The organism is Lysobacter sp. GCM10012299 (assembly GCF_042649405.1).
Classification (GTDB): domain Bacteria; phylum Pseudomonadota; class Gammaproteobacteria; order Xanthomonadales; family Xanthomonadaceae; genus Lysobacter_J.
Genome location: NZ_JBHRZC010000001.1, coordinates 179,631 through 196,284, shown reverse-complemented (window position 1 = coordinate 196,284; position 16,654 = coordinate 179,631). Strand labels below are relative to the sequence as shown.

The 16,654-nt window shown below is 68.2% G+C and carries 14 protein-coding genes, 1 other RNA gene and 1 pseudogene; 2 read left to right on the top strand and 14 right to left on the bottom strand.

Annotated elements, in window-relative coordinates; all coding sequences use genetic code 11:
• Nucleotide 1 precedes the first annotated feature (1 nt).
• From murG to rsmI, 11 genes are all read right to left on the bottom strand, one after another.
• Entirely contained in the window at nucleotides 2-1,102 is a 1,101-nt protein-coding gene (murG, locus tag ACFOPO_RS01000) for an undecaprenyldiphospho-muramoylpentapeptide beta-N-acetylglucosaminyltransferase (RefSeq protein ID WP_386700030.1), read from the bottom strand.
• Nucleotides 1,099-2,418: a putative lipid II flippase FtsW gene (gene ftsW / locus ACFOPO_RS00995; protein ID WP_386700028.1), complete on the bottom strand. Its 1,320-nt coding sequence runs from the start codon at nucleotides 2,416-2,418 to the stop codon at nucleotides 1,099-1,101. Before ftsW ends, murG begins: the two co-directional genes overlap by 4 nt.
• Nucleotides 2,418-3,503 (bottom strand): phospho-N-acetylmuramoyl-pentapeptide-transferase, encoded by a 1,086-nt coding sequence (gene mraY / locus ACFOPO_RS00990; RefSeq protein ID WP_386700027.1) that lies wholly within the window; start codon nucleotides 3,501-3,503, stop codon nucleotides 2,418-2,420. The genes ftsW and mraY overlap by 1 nt, the downstream gene beginning before the upstream one ends.
• Nucleotides 3,493-4,884, bottom strand: coding sequence for a UDP-N-acetylmuramoyl-tripeptide--D-alanyl-D-alanine ligase (murF, locus tag ACFOPO_RS00985; protein WP_386700026.1), 1,392 nt, complete (start codon nucleotides 4,882-4,884; stop codon nucleotides 3,493-3,495). Before murF ends, mraY begins: the two co-directional genes overlap by 11 nt.
• Entirely contained in the window at nucleotides 4,881-6,353 is a 1,473-nt protein-coding gene (locus tag ACFOPO_RS00980; protein WP_386700024.1) for a UDP-N-acetylmuramoyl-L-alanyl-D-glutamate--2,6-diaminopimelate ligase, read from the bottom strand. Before ACFOPO_RS00980 ends, murF begins: the two co-directional genes overlap by 4 nt.
• Nucleotides 6,350-8,278 carry a peptidoglycan D,D-transpeptidase FtsI family protein gene (locus ACFOPO_RS00975; protein WP_386700023.1) on the bottom strand — a complete coding sequence of 643 codons (1,929 nt, stop codon included), beginning with the start codon at nucleotides 8,276-8,278 and terminating at the stop codon, nucleotides 6,350-6,352. Before ACFOPO_RS00975 ends, ACFOPO_RS00980 begins: the two co-directional genes overlap by 4 nt.
• Nucleotides 8,275-8,538 carry a cell division protein FtsL gene (gene ftsL, locus ACFOPO_RS00970; RefSeq protein WP_386701221.1) on the bottom strand — a complete coding sequence of 88 codons (264 nt, stop codon included), beginning with the start codon at nucleotides 8,536-8,538 and terminating at the stop codon, nucleotides 8,275-8,277. Before ftsL ends, ACFOPO_RS00975 begins: the two co-directional genes overlap by 4 nt.
• Before the next feature lie 2 nt (nucleotides 8,539-8,540).
• On the bottom strand, nucleotides 8,541-9,491 hold the full coding sequence (gene rsmH / locus ACFOPO_RS00965) for a 16S rRNA (cytosine(1402)-N(4))-methyltransferase RsmH (protein WP_386700022.1): 951 nt from the start codon (nucleotides 9,489-9,491) through the stop codon (nucleotides 8,541-8,543).
• Between the two features lie 11 nt (nucleotides 9,492-9,502).
• Entirely contained in the window at nucleotides 9,503-9,949 is a 447-nt protein-coding gene (gene mraZ, locus ACFOPO_RS00960; RefSeq protein ID WP_241918490.1) for a division/cell wall cluster transcriptional repressor MraZ, read from the bottom strand.
• A 563-nt stretch (nucleotides 9,950-10,512) separates the two neighbouring features.
• An RNA gene (gene rnpB / locus ACFOPO_RS00955) (RNase P RNA component class A) lies at nucleotides 10,513-10,868 on the bottom strand.
• 208 nt (nucleotides 10,869-11,076) lie between these two features.
• Nucleotides 11,077-11,931, bottom strand: coding sequence for a 16S rRNA (cytidine(1402)-2'-O)-methyltransferase (gene rsmI, locus ACFOPO_RS00950; RefSeq protein WP_386700021.1), 855 nt, complete (start codon nucleotides 11,929-11,931; stop codon nucleotides 11,077-11,079).
• Between the two features lie 213 nt (nucleotides 11,932-12,144).
• Between rsmI and ACFOPO_RS00945 the strand changes: the two are divergent.
• Nucleotides 12,145-13,392, top strand: a pseudogene (locus tag ACFOPO_RS00945) (penicillin-binding protein activator); the annotation flags it as partial.
• A gap of 1 nt (nucleotide 13,393) precedes the next feature.
• Complete coding sequence (locus ACFOPO_RS00940; RefSeq protein ID WP_386700019.1) at nucleotides 13,394-13,756, top strand: YraN family protein; 363 nt, start codon at nucleotides 13,394-13,396, stop codon at nucleotides 13,754-13,756.
• Nucleotides 13,757-13,764: 8 nt separating this feature from the next.
• Here the strand turns inward: ACFOPO_RS00940 and ACFOPO_RS00935 are convergent, their stop codons facing one another.
• Genes ACFOPO_RS00935 through ACFOPO_RS00925 form a run of 3 tightly spaced genes read right to left on the bottom strand, consistent with a single transcriptional unit; the run spans nucleotide 13,765 to nucleotide 16,443 of the window.
• Nucleotides 13,765-14,175 carry a response regulator gene (locus ACFOPO_RS00935; RefSeq protein ID WP_386700017.1) on the bottom strand — a complete coding sequence of 137 codons (411 nt, stop codon included), beginning with the start codon at nucleotides 14,173-14,175 and terminating at the stop codon, nucleotides 13,765-13,767.
• A 34-nt stretch (nucleotides 14,176-14,209) separates the two neighbouring features.
• Nucleotides 14,210-14,650: a response regulator gene (locus ACFOPO_RS00930; RefSeq protein WP_386700015.1), complete on the bottom strand. Its 441-nt coding sequence runs from the start codon at nucleotides 14,648-14,650 to the stop codon at nucleotides 14,210-14,212.
• On the bottom strand, nucleotides 14,647-16,443 hold the full coding sequence (locus tag ACFOPO_RS00925) for an ATP-binding protein (protein WP_386700014.1): 1,797 nt from the start codon (nucleotides 16,441-16,443) through the stop codon (nucleotides 14,647-14,649). Before ACFOPO_RS00925 ends, ACFOPO_RS00930 begins: the two co-directional genes overlap by 4 nt.
• Between the last annotated feature and the right edge of the window lie 211 nt (nucleotides 16,444-16,654).

Here is a 16,654-nt window from a genome sequence, read left to right as displayed (position 1 = left end):
ATCACGGCACGACCTCCATGACGGCATCGGCGACGCGCTTGGCGGCGTCGGGCCTGGCGATCGCGTGCGCGCTTTGCGCCAGCTGCAGCAATGCGCCGCGCTCGCCGAGGATTTCGATCGTGGCCGAGATGCGGTCGCCGAGGTCGTTGCCGATGCCCTGCGGCACCAGGAACGCAGCGCCGCGATCGACCAGGTACTGCGCGTTCTTGGTCTGGTGGTCGTCGACCGCCTGCGGGAACGGCACCAGCACGCTGCCGACACCGACCGCGCACAACTCGGCCAGCGTCAGCGCGCCGGCGCGGCAGATCACCAGGTCGGCCCAGCCATAGGCCGCGGCCATGTCGGCGATGAACGGCTCGACCGATGCATTGACGCCGGCCTTGGCGTACGCCTGCTCGGCTTCCTCGCGCATCTTCTCGCCGCTCTGGTGTCGCACTTCGCAGGCCAGGCGCCCGCGCAGGCCGGCGATGGCCTTGGGCATCGCCGTGTTCAATGCGCGCGCACCCTGGCTGCCGCCAAGCACGAGCAGGCGGATCGGGCCAGTGCGCGTGGCGAAGCGACCGCTCGGCGGCATCACCGCGGCGATCTCGCTGCGCACCGGATTGCCGACCACTTCTTCCTTGAGGTTCGGGAACGTGCCCGGGAAACCCGTGAGCACGTGCCGGGCGAAGCGCGCCAGCACGCGGTTGGTCAGGCCGGGCGCGCGGTTCTGTTCGTGCACGAGCAGCGGGATGCCGGCGATGCGCGCGGCGATGCCACCGGGGCCGGCCGCATAGCCGCCAAAGCTGACAACGGCACGCGGCTGGCGCTCGCGCAGCGTCTGCAACGCGGCACGCACGGCGCCGATCAGGCGGAACGGCGTCGCCAGCATCGTGGTGATGCCCTTGCCGCGCATGCCGCTGACCGCGATCGTGTCGATGGCGATGTCGTGCTGCGGCACCAGGCGCGTTTCCATGCCGCCTTCGGCGCCGAGCCACAGCACCGGCACGCCGCGTTCCTTGAGTTCGCGCGCGACGGCCAGGCCCGGGAAGATATGCCCACCGGTGCCGCCGGCGAGGATCATCACCGGATGCAGGTCGGAGTCGGTCGCGGCAACCTTCATGCGATCCTCCCGAGGGTGGGTTCAACGCGCTGGCGCAGGCGGCTGGTGCCGCGCACGTCGCCGCGCTTGGCATGCGCTGCGGCCACGGGCGCCGGAGCAGGCGTCGTCGGCGACGGCGAAGCGACCGGCGGCGGCGTGGTTTCGTTGCGCACGCGGGCGACCTGGCGCTGGGCGCGGTCGAGTTCGTAGGACACGCGCAGCAGCAGGCCCAGTGCGGCGCAGGTCATGATCACGCTCGAGCCGCCGTAGGACACCATCGGCAGCGTCAGGCCCTTGGTCGGCAGCAGGCCGAGGTTGACGCCGATCGAGACGAAGCTCTGCAGGCTCATCCACAGCGCGATGCCGAAAGCGCAGTAGCCAGCGAAATGGCGACGCATCTCGACGCACTTCAGGCCCAGCCAGAACGCGCGGCCGGCCAGGCCGGCGTACAGCGCAACCACCGTGCACACGCCGAGGAAGCCGAACTCTTCGGCGATCACGGCCATGATGAAGTCGGTATGCGCCTCCGGCAGGTACGACAGCTTCTGCACCGATGCGCCGAGGCCGACGCCGATCCATTCGCCGCGACCTACTGCCATCAGGGCGTTGGTCAGCTGGTAGCCGGTCTTGAACGGGTCCTGCCACGGATCGAGGAACGAGGTCAGGCGGGTGACGCGGTAGGGCTCGGCGATGGCCACGATCGCCAGCACCGGCAGGCCGATCAGCACCGGGCCGAACATGCGCGGCATGTTGACGCCACCGAGCACGAGCATGCCGGCGGTGACGGCCAGGATCAGCGACGACGAACCGAAGTCCGGCTGCAGCAGCAACAGCACCACCAGCCCGACGGCGACGCCGATCGGCTTGAGCATCGCGCCCCAGGTAGCGGTGACTTCCTCGCTGTAACGCTTGAGGTAGCTGGCCAGCCAGACGATGTAGAGCAGCTTCACCGCCTCGACCGCCTGGAAGTTCGACACGCCCAGGTTCAACCAGCGGCGCGCGCCGTTGACGCTGCGGCCGATGCCGGGCACGAACACCGCGATCAGCAGCACGAAGCAGACCAGCAGCAGCCACTGGTTGTGCTGCTCGATGGTCTTGAGCTCGGTGCGCATCACCCAAAGCGCCATGACCAGGCCGATGGCGAGGAACACGACGTGGCGGCTCAGGAAGTAGAACGGACCGACGTCGTGACCGTCGGCGACGCCGATCGATGCCGAGCCGACCATGACCACGCCCAGGCAGGCGAGCGCGCACGAGATGCCCAGCAGCCACGGATCGAAGTGGCCGCCGATGGCGTCGAGGCGGGTTGCCTGGCGAGTGGTCGAGAGGTCGGTCATCAGCGCACCTTCAACGTCGCCAGGCCGACCAGGACGAGGACCACCGAGATGATCCAGAAGCGCACGATCACGCGCGGCTCCGGCCAGCCCTTGAGCTCGAAGTGATGGTGGATCGGCGCCATGCGGAACACGCGCTTGCCGGTGAGCTTGAACGAGCCCACCTGGATCATCACCGACAGCGTCTCGATGACGAAGATGCCGCCCATGATCACCAGCACCAGTTCCTGGCGCACGATGACCGCGATCGTGCCGAGTACGGCGCCCAGCGCGAGCGCGCCGATGTCGCCCATGAACACCATGGCCGGGTAGGTGTTGAACCACAGGAAGCCCAGGCCGGCGCCGGCAATGGCCGCGCAGATGATCACCAGCTCACCGGCACCCGGCACCGCCGGAATCTGCAGGTACTTGGAGAACTCGGCATGGCCCGACGCGTAGGCGAAGATGCCCAGCGCGCAGGCGACCAGCACCGTGGGCATGATCGCCAGGCCGTCGAGACCGTCGGTCAGGTTGACCGCGTTGGAGAAGCCGACGATCCAGAAGTAGGCGATGGCCACGAAGCCGATGCCGGCCAGCGGCAGCGCGATCGACTTGAAGAACGGCACATAGAAGGTCGTCGCCGCCGGCACGTCGGCATACAGATAGAGGTACAGGCCGGCGGCAAGGCCGAACACCGACTGCGCCAGGTACTTCCAGCGCGACTTCAGTCCGTTCGGGTCGCGGCGCACGATCTTGATCCAGTCGTCGTACCAGCCGATCGCGCCGAAGGCGAGCATCACCAGCAGCACGGTCCAGACGTACTTGTTGCGCAGGTCGCCCCACAGCAGCACCGAGGCCATCACCGTGATCAGGATCAGCGCACCGCCCATGGTCGGCGTGCCGGCCTTGGAGAAGTGCGACTGCGGGCCGTCCTTGCGGATCGGCTGGCCGCCCTTGAGCTGGCCGAGGCGACGGATCACCGCCGGGCCCCACCACAGCGACAGCGCCAGCGCGGTCAGCGCGCTGAGAATGCCGCGGAAGGTCAGGTAACTGAAAAGACCGAACAGGCTCTGCAGTTGTTCCAGCCAGCGAGTGAGTTCAAGCAGCATCGGGATTCCCCTTCTTGTCCGTGCCGGCCAACGCCGTCACGATCCGATCCATCGCGCTGCCGCGCGAACCCTTCACCAGCACGCGAACTCCTTGGTGCAACTGCGCGCGCAGGGCGTCGGCCAGCGCGTCGTGGCTTTCGAAATGCATGGCGCCCTCGCCGAAGGCCGCGGCGGCGGCCGCGCTGTACGGGCCCAGCGTGAACAGCCGGGCAATGCGCGCGCTCTTGGCGCGGCGGCCGGCTTCGGCATGCATCGCCTCGGCATCGACGCCCAGCTCGCGCATGTCGCCGAGCACCAGCCAGGCTTCGCCACCGCCTTCAGACAACGTGTCGATGGCGGCGGCAAGCGAACCGGGATTGGCGTTGTAGCTGTCGTCGATCAGCACCGCGCCGTTGTCGAGGTGGCGCGTGATCAGGCGACCGGGCACCGACCGGGCGGCGCTGAGGCCATCGATGACGGCCTGCAGCGGCGCACCCACGCCCAGCGCGAGCGCGGCCGCGGCCATCGCATTGCGGACGTTGTGGCGGCCGGGCAGCGCCAGCGTGATCGTGCCCTCGCCTTCCGGCGTCACCAGGGTGAAGCGAGAGCCATCGCCCTGCGGCTGGATGTTGAGTGCGGTGATGTCGGCGCTGGCATCCAGGCCGAAGCGAACCAGCCGGCGACCGTGTGCGCGCTCGGCGAAGTACGGCGCGAAAGCATCGTCGGCGTTGATCACGGCCACGCCAGTGGGCGGCAGTGCGTCGTAGATCGCGGCCTTGGTGTCGGCAACGCCGAGCAGGCTGCCCATGCGCTCCAGATGGCCCGGCGCGACGTTGTTGACCACCGAGACGTCGGGGCGGACGACCGCGGTCAGGTAAGCGATGTCGCCCGGCTGGCCGGCGCCCATCTCGTAGATCGAGAACTGCACGCCCTCGGGCGCATCGAGCACGGCCAGCGGCAGGCCGATCTCGTTGTTGCGGTTGCCCGGCGTGGCGTAGGTCGGGCCGACGCGCTCCAGGATCGCCAGCGTCAGTGCCTTGACGCTGGTCTTGCCGTTGCTGCCGGTGATGGCGACGATCTTCTCGCCGTTGCCGCTCTCGATGCGGGCGCGCTGCACGGCCGCGGCCAGGTCGGCCAGCGCACGCTGGGTATCGGCGACGATCACCTGCGGAATCGCCGTGTCGATCTGGCGCGACACCAGCACCGCGGCGACCTTGTCGGCCGGCAGCGATGCCACGTGGTCGTGCCCATCGAAGCGCTCGCCCTTGAGTGCGATGAACAGCACCGCGCCGCCCTGCGGCAACGCGCGCGTGTCGGTGGCGACAGTCGCCACCACCGCGTCGGCGCCATGCAGGCGGCCACCGGTCATGCGCGCGACCTCGGACAGATGCAGCGGCTTCATGCCCGGGCCTCCAGGGCCGCACGCGCGACCTGGGTATCGTCGAAGGGGTACTGCACGCCCTGGATGTCCTGGTAAGGCTCATGGCCCTTTCCGGCCACCAGCACGATGTCGTTGGGGCCGGCCATGCCGACCGCGCGCGCGATCGCCGCGGCGCGGTCGCGCTGCACGCTGACCAGCGCGGGATTGTCGAAGCCGGCCATGATGTCGTCGACGATGATGTCGCCGTTCTCGAAACGCGGGTTGTCGTCGGTGACGATCACCACGTCGGCATGGCGCTCGGCGATGGCGGCCATCTGCGGGCGCTTGCCGCGATCGCGATCACCACCGCAGCCGAACACGCACAGCAGGCGTTCCTGCACGTGGGCGCGCAAGGAGGTCAGCGCCTGCTCGAGGGCATCGGGCGTGTGCGCGTAATCGATCACCACCAGCGGCAGCACGCCATCGCCGCCGAGGCGGTTCATGCGACCGTGGATCGGCTGCAGCTGCGACAGCACCTGCGCGATCCGTGCCGGCTGCTCGCCCAGTGCCAGCAGCGTGCCGGCGACCGCCAGCAGGTTGTCGACATTGAAACGGCCCAGCAGCGGCGAGCTCACCGGGTGGGCCTCGCCTTCGTGCACCAGTTCGAAACCGATGCCGGCATTGTCGAAGCGCAGCGACTGCGCCAGCAGCGTCGCGTCTTGCGCGCCGCGCGAGCTCAGGCCGATGGCGCGCACGCCTTGCGGCAGTGTCGCGATCAGCTCGCGGCCGAACTCGTCGTCGAGGTTGATCACCGCCGCCGACAGGCCCGGCCACGCGAACAGGCGTGCCTTGGCGGCGCCGTAGCTGGCCATGTCGCCGTGGTAGTCGAGGTGGTCGCGCGTGAGGTTGGTGAACACTGCGACATCGAAGTGCACGCCATCGACGCGGCCCTGGTCGAGCGCGTGCGAGCTGGCTTCCATGGCGATGGCCTGCGCGCCCTGGTCGCGCATCTGCGCCAGCAGCTCGTGCGTCTGCAGCACCAGCGGCGTGGTGAAGCCGGTCGGCACGACCGCGCCGAACAGGCCGGCGCCGAGCGTGCCGACGCTGCCGCTGCGGATGCCGAGCAGGTGCCAGGCCTGCGTGAGCAGCTGCACCGTGGAGGTCTTGCCATTGGTGCCGGTGACGCCGACCACGTCCATGGCGGCAGTAGCGCGGCCGTGGAAGGCATCGCCCATCTCGCCCAGGCGCGAACGCAGGCCCGGCACGGCGATGGTATCGGCAGGCGCCGGCAGGTCTTCCGGCGCCGGCGGCTCGAACAGGATCGCGCTGGCACCGGCCGCGCGCGCCTGGTCGACGAAGCGCAGGCCATGCGCGCCGAAACCGGCGATGGCGACGAATGCGTAACCCGGCAGGACCGCGCGCGAATCCAGCACCAGTCCGCTGATCTGCAGCTGCGGAGGTATGCCGGCGACATCGGGCAGCAGTTCGGCCAGCTTCATCAGGCCGCTCATCGGCCACCTCCCGGCGTGGCCACGACGCCCGTCGAGACGGGCAATGCGGCCACCTGCGCCGGTGCCGGCAGCACCGCGCCGGACGGCTTGCCGCCGTTGGCCTTGGCGCGCTTGGCCTCGGCTTCGGCCTGCGCCGCCATCCAGGTGTCGATGTCGTCGGGTGCGACGTCCATCAGGCGCAGCGCGCCTTCCATGACGTTCTTGAACACCGGGCCGGAGACGAAACCGCCGTAGTAGCCCTTCGCCGGATCGGGATCGTTGACGACCACCACCATCGAGAAGCGCGGGTTGTTGACCGGAACCACGCCGGCGAAGAACGACACGTAGCGGCGCGAATAACCGCCGGTGTCGTTGAACTTGCGCGCGGTGCCGGTCTTGCCTGCGACGTGGTAGCCCAGGATCGCCGCCTGCGTGGCGGTGCCGCCCGGTTCGGTCACGGTCTGCATCATCCGCATGATCTGGCCGGAGATCGCCGGATCGAGCACCTGCACCGGCTCGTGCTGCTCGCCGCCCTTCACGAACGTCGGCGCAATCAGGCGGCCGCCATTGCCGAGCGCCGCATAGGCCTGGGCGATCTGCAGCGGCGTGGCCGACAGGCCGTAACCGTAGGACATGGTCTGCTTGGTCGTACCGCTCCAGCGCGACGGCGGCGCGAGCACGCCCGACGACTCGCCGGGGAAGCCACTGTTGGTCTTGCGGCCGTAGCCGAAGCGGTGCAGGAAGTCGTAGTACCGCTGGCTCGGGATCCGCGCCACGATCTTGGCTGCGCCGATGTTGGAGCTCTTGGTGATCACGCCGGTCGTGTCGAGCACACCGTAGTTGCGGTGGTCGGTGGTGCGATAGCGACCGTTCGGCATCCAGCCCGGGTTGGTGTCGAAGGTCGAATGCGCGGTGATCACGCCGGCCTCGAGCGCGGCGGCGACGGTCAGCGGCTTCATCGTCGAGCCCGGCTCGATCACGTCGGTGACGGCGCGGTTGCGATGCGTGTCGGGGTTGCCGACGCTGAGCGCATTGGGGTTGTAGGTCGGCAGGTTGGCCATCGCCAGCACTTCGCCGGTGGCGATGTCGAGCACCACCACCGAGCCACTGCTCGCGCCGGTGCGCTGCAGCGTGCCGCGCAGCTCGCGGAAGGCCAGGTACTGGATGCGGCGATCGATGGTCAGGGTCAGGTCGTGGCCCGGCTCGGCCGGCTTGACCAGGTCGACGCTCTCGACAATCCGGCCGGCACCGTCGCGGATCACGCGCTTGGCGCCGGGCTTGCCGCGCAGCCAATCGTCGAACGCCAGCTCCAGGCCTTCCTGGCCCAGGTCGTCGATGTTGGTGAAACCCAGGATGTGCGACATCGCCTCACCCTGCGGGTAGAAGCGACGGAACTCGCGCTGCGAGAACACGCCCGGGGTCTTGTGCGCGAGGATCCGACGCGCCTCGTCCGGATTGATCCGGCGCTTGAGGTAGACGAATTCCTTGTCGGCGCGCTGGCTGAGCTTGCGCGTCAGCGCTTCGGTCGAAACGCCCAGCGCCTTGGCCAGCTGCGGGATGCGGGTCGGATTGGCCAGCAGTTCCTGCGGGTTCGCCCAGATCGACTCGACCGGCGTCGACACCGCCAGCGGCTCGCCGTTGCGGTCGGTGATCATGCCGCGCGAGGTCGGGATCGGAATCTCGCGCAGCGAACGGGCATCGCCCTGCTGGCGGTAGAAGTCGTTGCTGATGACCTGCAGGTCGAGCGCACGCGCGACCAGCGCGATCGAGCACACGCCCAGCGCGCTGCCGACGATCAGCAGGCGGTTGCGCAGGTTGAACGAGGCGCGGCCGCGGCCCTTGCCGGCGACACGGTCGCGATCGCCGCCGCCGAACTTCTCGCGCAGCGCGAGCAGCCGCTCGAGCGGGCTGGTGCGGCCGGCGGGCTTGGCGTTGCGACCGGTCATGGGCGGATCACCACGGTTTCGGCGCCTTCCGGAAACTTCATGCCGAGGCGATCGCGCGCGACCTGGTCGATGCGGTTGCTTTCCGCCCAGGTGGCCTGCTCGAGCTGCAACCGGCCGAACTCGATGTTGAGTTCGTCACGCGCACGCTCCAGGCGGCTGAGCTGGACGAACAGCTGGCGGTGCTGGTGACGCGCTTCCACGACCGCCAGGGCCGAGACGACGTTGGCCACCACCAGCACGCTCACCAGCAGGCGGGTGATGCTCATGCCGCCTCCTTGCCATCGACCGGCAGCATCTCGGCCACGCGCAGCACCGCACTGCGGGCGCGCGGATTGACCGAGGTTTCCTCGTCGAAGGCCTTCTGCGCGCCACCGATCGCCATCAGCACCGGCGTGAACGCCACTTCCACCGGCATGCGGCGATTGGCCGGCGGCGCCTTGCTGTGGCGCAGGATGAACTGCTTGACGATGCGGTCTTCGAGCGAGTGGAAGCTGATCACCGCCAGGCGGCCACCGGGCTTGAGGCGCGCCAACGCCGCGTCGAGGCCGATCTCGAGATCGGCCAGCTCGCGGTTGATGAAGATGCGGATCGCCTGGAAGCTGCGCGTGGCCGGATGGATCTTGCTGTCGCCGCGCGGCATCACCGAGGCGATCAGGTCGGCCAGCTGCGCGGTGCGCAGCAGCGGCTGTTCGCTGCGACGAGCGACGATGGTGCGGGCGATCTTGCGGCTCATGCGCTCTTCGCCGTAGGTCCACAGCACGTCGGCGATCTCGCGCTCGTCGGCCTGGGCCAGCCATTGCGCTGCACTGAGCCCGCTGTCGGGATCCATGCGCATGTCGAGCGGGCCGTCCTTGCCGAAGCTGAAGCCGCGCTCGGCGACATCGAGCTGCGGCGACGACACGCCCAGGTCGAACAGGATGCCGTCGAGGCCGGCAGCGGTTTCATTCCACTGCGCCAGTTCGGCGAAGCTGCCACGGTAGATCGCCACGCGCGGGTCCGCGGCGAACTCGCGTTCGGCAACGGCAATCGCTTCGGGATCCTTGTCCATGACCAGCAGCCGGCCTCCGGGGCCGAGTTGTTCCAGCACGCCACGCGCATGGCCGCCGCGCCCGAACGTGCCATCCAGGTACGTTCCGTTCCCGCGCACGTTCAGGCCGTCCAGCACCTGCGCGTACATCACGGGAAGGTGGCCGGAAAGCGCGCCGCGCCCCATGCCACCCACCGTCACAGCTGCAGGTCGAGAAGCTCCTCGCTCAGATCGTCGTCAGAAATGGTCTGACGGATCTGCGCGTGGTGCGCTTGCTCGCTCCACAGTTCGAACTTGTCGCCCATGCCCAGCAGCACGGCCTTCTTCTCGATGCCCACGGCAGCGCGATGGCTGGCGGGAATGCTGATGCGGCCATTGCCGTCGAGCTCGACGAAGGTCGCTGCGCCGACCAGCTTCAACTGCATGCTGCGGTTGACCTTCTTGGCCTTGGGCAGGGCGTTGACCTGGTCGCGGACGCGTTCCCAGATGGCCAGCGGATAGACGTACAGCGAGCCGGACTCGAAGGGGTTGTAGGTGATGACCAGGCGGTTGCCGCATTCGCGCGCGACGGCGTCACGGTAGACGGTGGGCACCGCCAGCCGGCCCTTGTCGTCGATCGTGATGGCGGTCTCACCCTGGAACATTCAGCACCTGGTTGGGGCCACCTCTAAGCGGGCGGCTTGGTCACTGAAAAACCACAAAAAACCCGGTTTTCCCTCAGATGCCCACCTTAGGCACGCCCCACAGGGTTGTCAACAAGTTTGGAGAGACAATTTCGCCAGTCGCATCAAGGGCTTGCAGCGAACTTCACAGTCTTATTCAAGACTTATCCACTAGCCTTTGTTTAGTCTCATTTTTTGAAACTGGAAGGGCCCCAGGCGCCACCCCGCGCAAAGCCGACCCCAGGCACTTTGCCGATGCTGCTCCGCAGCACCACCGGCCCCATTTGCGACACCGATCACATCCCCAGGATGAATCGACGATGTCTATGGGCCCGAAAAGCCATCCCCTCATCCGCCCTTCGGGCACCTTCTCCCACAAGGGGAGAAGGGAGCGATCCGGCCAGCGTCCCGGACACGAGCAGCGAAGCCACAGCCCCCTTTAGTAAAGGGGGCGCCGCGGCAGCGGCAGGGAATTGGAGGCAAAAAGCCCGGGGCCCGAGTTGCGCAGCAACTTGGGGCTCTTTTCGCGCAATGCGCGAAAAGAGCGGCGGAGCCGGCCTGTAAGCCGGGTTCTGTCTAGGACAGTCATTCCTCTAGGCGCAGCGTCGCCGCTACGCTCAAGCAACCTACCCGGAGACACCGCGGGCCGCGGCATTGCCTCCCTATTTGGTCTTGCTCCCGGTGGGGTTTGCCGTGCCGGTCTGTTGCCAGACTCGCGGTGCGCTCTTACCGCACCGTTTCACCCTTACCACGCACGTCTTGCGACGCCGTTCGGCGGTCTGCTCTCTGTTGCACTTTCCGTCGGCTTGCGCCGCCCAGGCGTTACCTGGCACCGTGCCCTGTGGAGCCCGGACTTTCCTCGGCACCCCCGAAAGGATGACGCGACTGCCTGGCCGACTCCGCCGTGCTTATTCTAACGCTTCGCGTTTGAATAAACCCCAAGATTTGCTGCGCAAACCTTGGGCCCCGACTCAGTTGACCTCCAATTCCCTGCCGCTGCCGCGGCGCCCCCTTTACTAAAGGGGGCTGTGGTTTCGTCTTTGGCACCGGCGCATCACTGCACTCACGTCATTCCCGCGAAGGCGGGAATCCATGGACGTTGCCAGTCATCAGCCTTCGTCGGAGTTGTAGAGCGCCTTGCGCGGGGCACCGCTCAGTTCGGCGGCCAGTTTGGCGGCCTGCGAGGGCTTGAGGTGCTCGCTGAGCTTGGCGTACAGGCGCCGGCCCTCGGCGATGCTGGCATCGGCGTCGTCGCCGGCGCCCTCCACGATCACCACGAATTCGCCCTTGCGCTGGTTGGGGTCGGCCGCCACGCGTGCCTTCAATTCGCCCAGGCTGCCGTCGAGGACCGTTTCAAACAGTTTGGTCAGCTCGCGCCCCACCACCGCTGCGCGCGCTTCGCCGAATGCCGCGGCCAGGTCCTCGAGGGACTCCTCGATGCGGTGCGCCGACTCGTAGAAGATCAACGTGCGCGGCTCACCCGCCAGTCGCGACAGCCGCTCGCGCCTCGCCGAACCCTTGGCCGGCAGGAATCCCTCGAAGACGAATCGATCGCTCGGCACGCCGGCAACGCTCAGCGCGGCGATCGCCGCGCAGGCCCCCGGCACCGGCGACACGCGAATCCCGGCCGCGCGCGCGGCACGGACCAGGCGAAAACCGGGGTCGCTCACCAGCGGCGTGCCCGCATCGGACACCAGCGCCAGCGATTCCCCTGCACGCAGGCGCGCCACCAGCTGCTCCACCTGGGCGTCCTCGTTGTGCTGGTGCAAGGCCAGCAATGGGCGCTCCAGGCCGAAATGCGACAACAGCTGGCGGGTGTGGCGGGTGTCCTCGGCGCAGATCGCGCTCACCGTCTTCAGGGTCTCCAGCGCGCGCGCCGAAAGATCGCCAAGGTTGCCGATCGGCGTAGCCACGACATGGAGGATTCCCGGAGGTGGGAGATTTGCTGCTTGGGACGTAGGCATCGTGCGTCTGCGGTGGGGCCGGGTAGAATCCTAACCGGTCCCTCAGGAACGCCGCGTCGCGGCGAAAGCATGCCGATGAGCCTAGCTTCGAATCGATGGGCGATGAAATGGATCTTCGCCGCGGCAATCAGCACCGCACTGCTCGGCGGTTGCGCCACGGTCAGCCACACCGGCACGACGTCGCAGGCCAGCCGCAATGCCACGATCATGCAGGCCGGGGAACTGGCCCGCAGCGGCGCCGCCCTGGCCGGACCGGCGCGCACCGCCAACGACCGCCAGATCGAGCGCCTCTTGGCACAGCTCGACAACCCCACCCTCAGTCGCGAAGCTGCGGCCCTGGCCGCTGGCGACCCGCTCTATAACTATGTCGGCCAGGCGCTGCTGCGCCGCGGCCTGCCGCTGCCGCGCCCGTTCGACCGCAGCGCCTGGCAGTTCGATGCCGCCAACCGCCCGCCGGCCGACAGCGATGGCTACCGTCCGCCGGTGAAGCTCGCGGTGCTGCTGCCGATGTCGGGCACCCTCGCCGTCCCGGCCACGCCGGTGCGCGATGGCCTCCTCGCCGGCTACTACGGCGAAACGCGCCGCCGCCCCGACATCAGCTTCTACGACACCGCCGGCACCACCGGCGGCGCCCTCGCGGCGTACGACCTGGCCGCGTCGCAGGGCAATGATTTTGTCATCGGCCCGCTCGGCCGCGACGAAGTCAATGCATTGTTCGGCAAGGCCGCGCTGCCGGTGCCGGTGCTCGCGCTCAATCGCGGCGATGTCTCGCCGCCTGCGGGCAACGCCAGCTTCTCGCTGTCGCCGGAAGACGAAGGCATTGCCGCAGCCGAATACCTGCTCGGCCGCGGCGCGCGCCGCGTCCTGGTGATCGGCGGCAGCGACGACACCCAGCAGCGTGCCGTCACCAGCCTGCGCGATCGCCTGGTCGAACGCGGCGGCGAAGTCACCGACGTGGTCAGCGAAGGCATCGCCGACCTCACGCCGTATGCACAGAAAGCCGGCGGCGTCGACGCGGTGTTCCTCGCCATCAAGGGCAGCAACGCACGCACGCTGATGCCGAAGCTGGCGCTGGCCGGTCTCGCCGGCAAGCCGCGCGTCGCCACCTCGCAGGTGCTGTCGGGCACGGGCAAGCCGGAAGAAGATCGCATCCTCGACGGCATCGTCTTCCCGAGCGACGTGTGGACCACGCGCGGCGTCGCCGGCCTGCCGCCGGCAAGCAACGTCGGCGCGCAGCTGTCGAGCGCGAAGGGAGCCGCCGCGCGGCTGTTCGCGTTCGGCTTCGATGCCTGGCAGATCACTGCCTACCTGCAGCGACTGGCCACCGGTGCCGACGGCAAGATCGACGGCGCCACCGGCACGCTGCGGCTGGATGGTTTTGGCAACGTGCTGCGCACGCCGGCCTGGTCGACCTTCAGCGCCGGCGTCGCCACGCCACTGCTGAACGCCTCCCAGCGCTGACATGCGCAGCCGTGGCGCAGCGGTGGAAGCCGCCGCGCGCCAGTACCTCATCGATGCCGGACTGCGCGATGTAGCCGCCAACGCCAACTACCGCGTTGGCGAGCTCGACCTGGTGATGCTCGATGGCGCCACGCTGGTGTTCGTCGAGGTCCGCTTCCGGCGCAGTTCGCGCTTCGGCGGCGGCGCCGATTCGATTGACGTGCACAAGCGCCGCAAGCTCGTTCGCGCCGCCATGGCCTTCCTCGCCAGGAACCGGCGCTTTGCCAATGGTGCCTGCCGCTTCGACGTGATCGAAGCCGAGGGCGATCCGGACGCGCCGCGCTTCAACTGGCTGCGCGATGCGTTCCGGGCCGACGATTGCTGAAATGCGTCCTAGTTCTCGAGGGCCGGACGCTCGTGCGCGGCAGCAGCTTCCCGGCACGACGGTGACATCCGCGGTGCCTGCCTGACGGCGTGCAGCAAGCCGGCCACGTCTTCCTTCAAGTGATAGGCCTGCACGCGCAAGGCGGCAGCGCGTGCGGCCACATCGTCTTCATGCGCGCCCGACACCAGCACGAACGGAATCGCCGGATCGAACTCGCGCACGATGGCCAGTGCATCGAAGCCGCTGAACGCCGGCATCGATACGTCGGACACGACCATATCCGCGCCAACCTGCAGCGCCGTGCGCAATTCCGACGGCGACTGCACGTGCACGAACCGGGCACGCAGGCCGGCGTCGGTCAGCTGCAGCGATATCAGCTCGGCGTCGTCGGCATCGTCCTCCACCAGGACGATGCGCATTGCATCCGCATTGGGATCCGCGGCCGATCCCATGTCAGTCCATCACCGGCGGTTCGTTGATCACCGCCCAGAACTTGCCCAGCACCTTCACGGCCTGGAAGAACTGGTCGCCGTCTACCGGCTTGACCACGTAGGCGTTGACGCCAAGGTTCCAGCCGGCCGCGAGGTCGGTTTCCTCGCGCGAGGACGACAGGATCACCACCGGCATGTGCTTGAGCTTCTCGTCGGCACGGATCTGCTGCAGCACTTCCAGGCCGTCCATGCGCGGCATCTTGATGTCCAGCAGCAGCACCGCCGGATGGCCGTCGGCGCGGTCGGCGAAGCGGCCGCGCCGATGCAGGTAGTCCATCGCCTCGACACCGTCTTCGACGTGGACGATGGGATTGACCAGCTTGGCGTCGCGCAGCGCGTCGATGGCCATTTCGGCATCGGCGTGGCTGTCTTCTGCGAGCAGGATGGTGCGGAATTCGGTCATTGCATGTGTCCGGTTGTGGACGGAAGCGCATCGAGCGCGGCCGGCAGGGTGAATCGGAAAATGGCGCCCTGGTCGGGCTCGGATGCCGCACTGATGGTGCCGCCATGCCGCGCGAGCACGCGCTTGACGCTGGCCAGGCCAATGCCCGTGCCGGGAAAGTCGCTGGCCTTGTGGAGCCGCTGGAACACGCCGAACAACTTGCCGGCATAGGCCATGTCGAAGCCGGCACCGTTGTCGCGCACGCTGAACTCGTGGCTGCCATCGTCAAGGCGCTGGTGCGATACCTCCACCTCGCTGCGCTCGCGGTGGCCGCTGTACTTGACCGCGTTGCCGAGCAGGTTGAGCCAGACCTGGCGCATCATGTTCTCGTCGGCAACCACGATCGGGAGTGGCTGGATCTTCCACGAGACCTGCTGCGTACTGCCGTCCGCGGCCAGGTTCGCATCGAGCATCGCCCGCGTCTCGTCCACCGCCGACTGCATGTCGACCGGCTGCAGTCGCAAGGCGCTTCGGCCCAGACGCGAGTACACCAGCAGGTCATCGATCAGCTGCGACATGCGCTTGGCCGAATTGCCGATGATGCCCAGGTAATGCAGGCTCTTTTCGTCGGCGTCATCGCCGAGATGGCGCGCCAGCTTGTCCGAGAAGCCGGCCACGTGGCGCAGCGGCGCGCGCAGGTCGTGCGAAACCGAATAGCTGAAGGCCTCCAGCTCGCGGTTCACTTCCGACACCTGGTCGACCTTGCCTTCGAGCTGGCGGTTGAGCTCGTTGATCTTCCGCTGCGTCGCCTTCTGTGCCGATACGTCGCTGACGGTCAACAGCGCGACTTCGTCGCCGCGGTCGGGCAGCGACATCCGGCTGGCGTTGATCAACACGGTGCGCTGGATGCCGTCGGTCGTGGTCTGCAGCTGCTCGAAATCCCACAGCTCGCGACCGCGCGAAAGCACATCGCCCAGGCGCTGCTGCAGCATGACGTCGGACCATGCGGCATTGGTCGCCAGGGGCTGGCCGTCGCCGGTCCTGCCATAGAGCTGCTCGAATGCGACGTTGTGCATGACCACGCGCTGGTCCGCATCGATCAATGCAATGGGTTCGCGGACGGTCTGCAGCACCGCCAGTGCGCGCGCACTGGCCTGGCGCGACTGCCGCTCGGCGGTCAAACGCTTCGCCACCTGCCGCCCGAGCAACCACGTCACCAGGCTCAGCAGCAGCACCTGGACCAGCATGGCGGCCCAGCCCAGCCAGCGCGCCCAGGCGCGTTGGCGCTGTGCGTCCTCGATGCGTTTGTCGAGCAGCACGTGCTCGTTGGCGAGCATCTCGCGAATGGTGCCGCGGATGGGGAAACGCGTGACCAGGGGCGTGACCACCGGCCCGGCGCTGGCGGCTTCGGTGAGGAGCAACTGGTCGACCACTTCCAGGCGGCGCTGGATCAATTCGCCCAGGCGGCCCAGCAGCAGCTGCTGGCGCGGATTGTCGGCGGTGAGCGCGGCCAGCTTCTGCAACTGTCCGGGGATCTGCTCGCGTCCCTGGACGATGCGCTGCCGCGCCAACGGCAGGTCGCCACCGAGCACCACCACCATCGACGCCGATTCGACTTCACGGACGTTGAGCGCCAGGCCGCTGAGGGCGGACTCCACTTCATGCGTGTGCGCGACCGCATCGGCCGCTGCGAGGTTGTCCCGCGACAGGTTCTGCAGGAACAGGGACGGCACGACGACGATCAGAAGAATGCCTGCGGCGATGGCAGGCACCCGCCATCGTCCCAAGTTTTCCCGGGTATCGGAAACGTCCATTTGCCCCCTGGCCAGTGCCGCGATGGCTGGCGAAAACCAGCCATGGCCGGGGACAGCTGCCCCGGTCCGCGGCCGATGCTATCCGATTTGCCATCGAAGCGAGCGCTATCACCAACGTGAACGATTCAGGCAAAGCCGGGAGCTGTTGTCGACGCCAGCAGACGCGCATAGGCTCCACGGCACGCCCTCCCCTCACGCCCGCAGGCCTCCG

Excerpts from the sequence above, each read along its gene's own strand:
- ftsW (WP_386700028.1), bottom strand. The coding sequence starts at position 2,418 with ATGACCGACCTCTCGACCACTCGCCAGGCAACCCGCCTCGACGCCATC.
- ACFOPO_RS00980 (WP_386700024.1), bottom strand. The coding sequence starts at position 6,353 with ATGAGCGGCCTGATGAAGCTGGCCGAACTGCTGCCCGATGTCGCCGGC.
- ACFOPO_RS00930 (WP_386700015.1), bottom strand. The coding sequence starts at position 14,650 with ATGACCGAATTCCGCACCATCCTGCTCGCAGAAGACAGCCACGCCGAT.
- ACFOPO_RS00935 (WP_386700017.1), bottom strand. The coding sequence starts at position 14,175 with ATGCGCATCGTCCTGGTGGAGGACGATGCCGACGACGCCGAGCTGATA.
- mraY (WP_386700027.1), bottom strand. The coding sequence starts at position 3,503 with ATGCTGCTTGAACTCACTCGCTGGCTGGAACAACTGCAGAGCCTGTTC.
- mraZ (WP_241918490.1), bottom strand. The coding sequence starts at position 9,949 with ATGTTCCAGGGTGAGACCGCCATCACGATCGACGACAAGGGCCGGCTG.
- ACFOPO_RS00940 (WP_386700019.1), top strand. The coding sequence starts at position 13,394 with ATGCGCAGCCGTGGCGCAGCGGTGGAAGCCGCCGCGCGCCAGTACCTC.
- rsmI (WP_386700021.1), bottom strand. The coding sequence starts at position 11,931 with ATGCCTACGTCCCAAGCAGCAAATCTCCCACCTCCGGGAATCCTCCAT.
- rsmH (WP_386700022.1), bottom strand. The coding sequence starts at position 9,491 with ATGGGGCGCGGCGCGCTTTCCGGCCACCTTCCCGTGATGTACGCGCAG.
- ACFOPO_RS00925 (WP_386700014.1), bottom strand. The coding sequence starts at position 16,443 with ATGGACGTTTCCGATACCCGGGAAAACTTGGGACGATGGCGGGTGCCT.
- ACFOPO_RS00975 (WP_386700023.1), bottom strand. The coding sequence starts at position 8,278 with ATGACCGGTCGCAACGCCAAGCCCGCCGGCCGCACCAGCCCGCTCGAG.
- murF (WP_386700026.1), bottom strand. The coding sequence starts at position 4,884 with ATGAAGCCGCTGCATCTGTCCGAGGTCGCGCGCATGACCGGTGGCCGC.
- murG (WP_386700030.1), bottom strand. The coding sequence starts at position 1,102 with ATGAAGGTTGCCGCGACCGACTCCGACCTGCATCCGGTGATGATCCTC.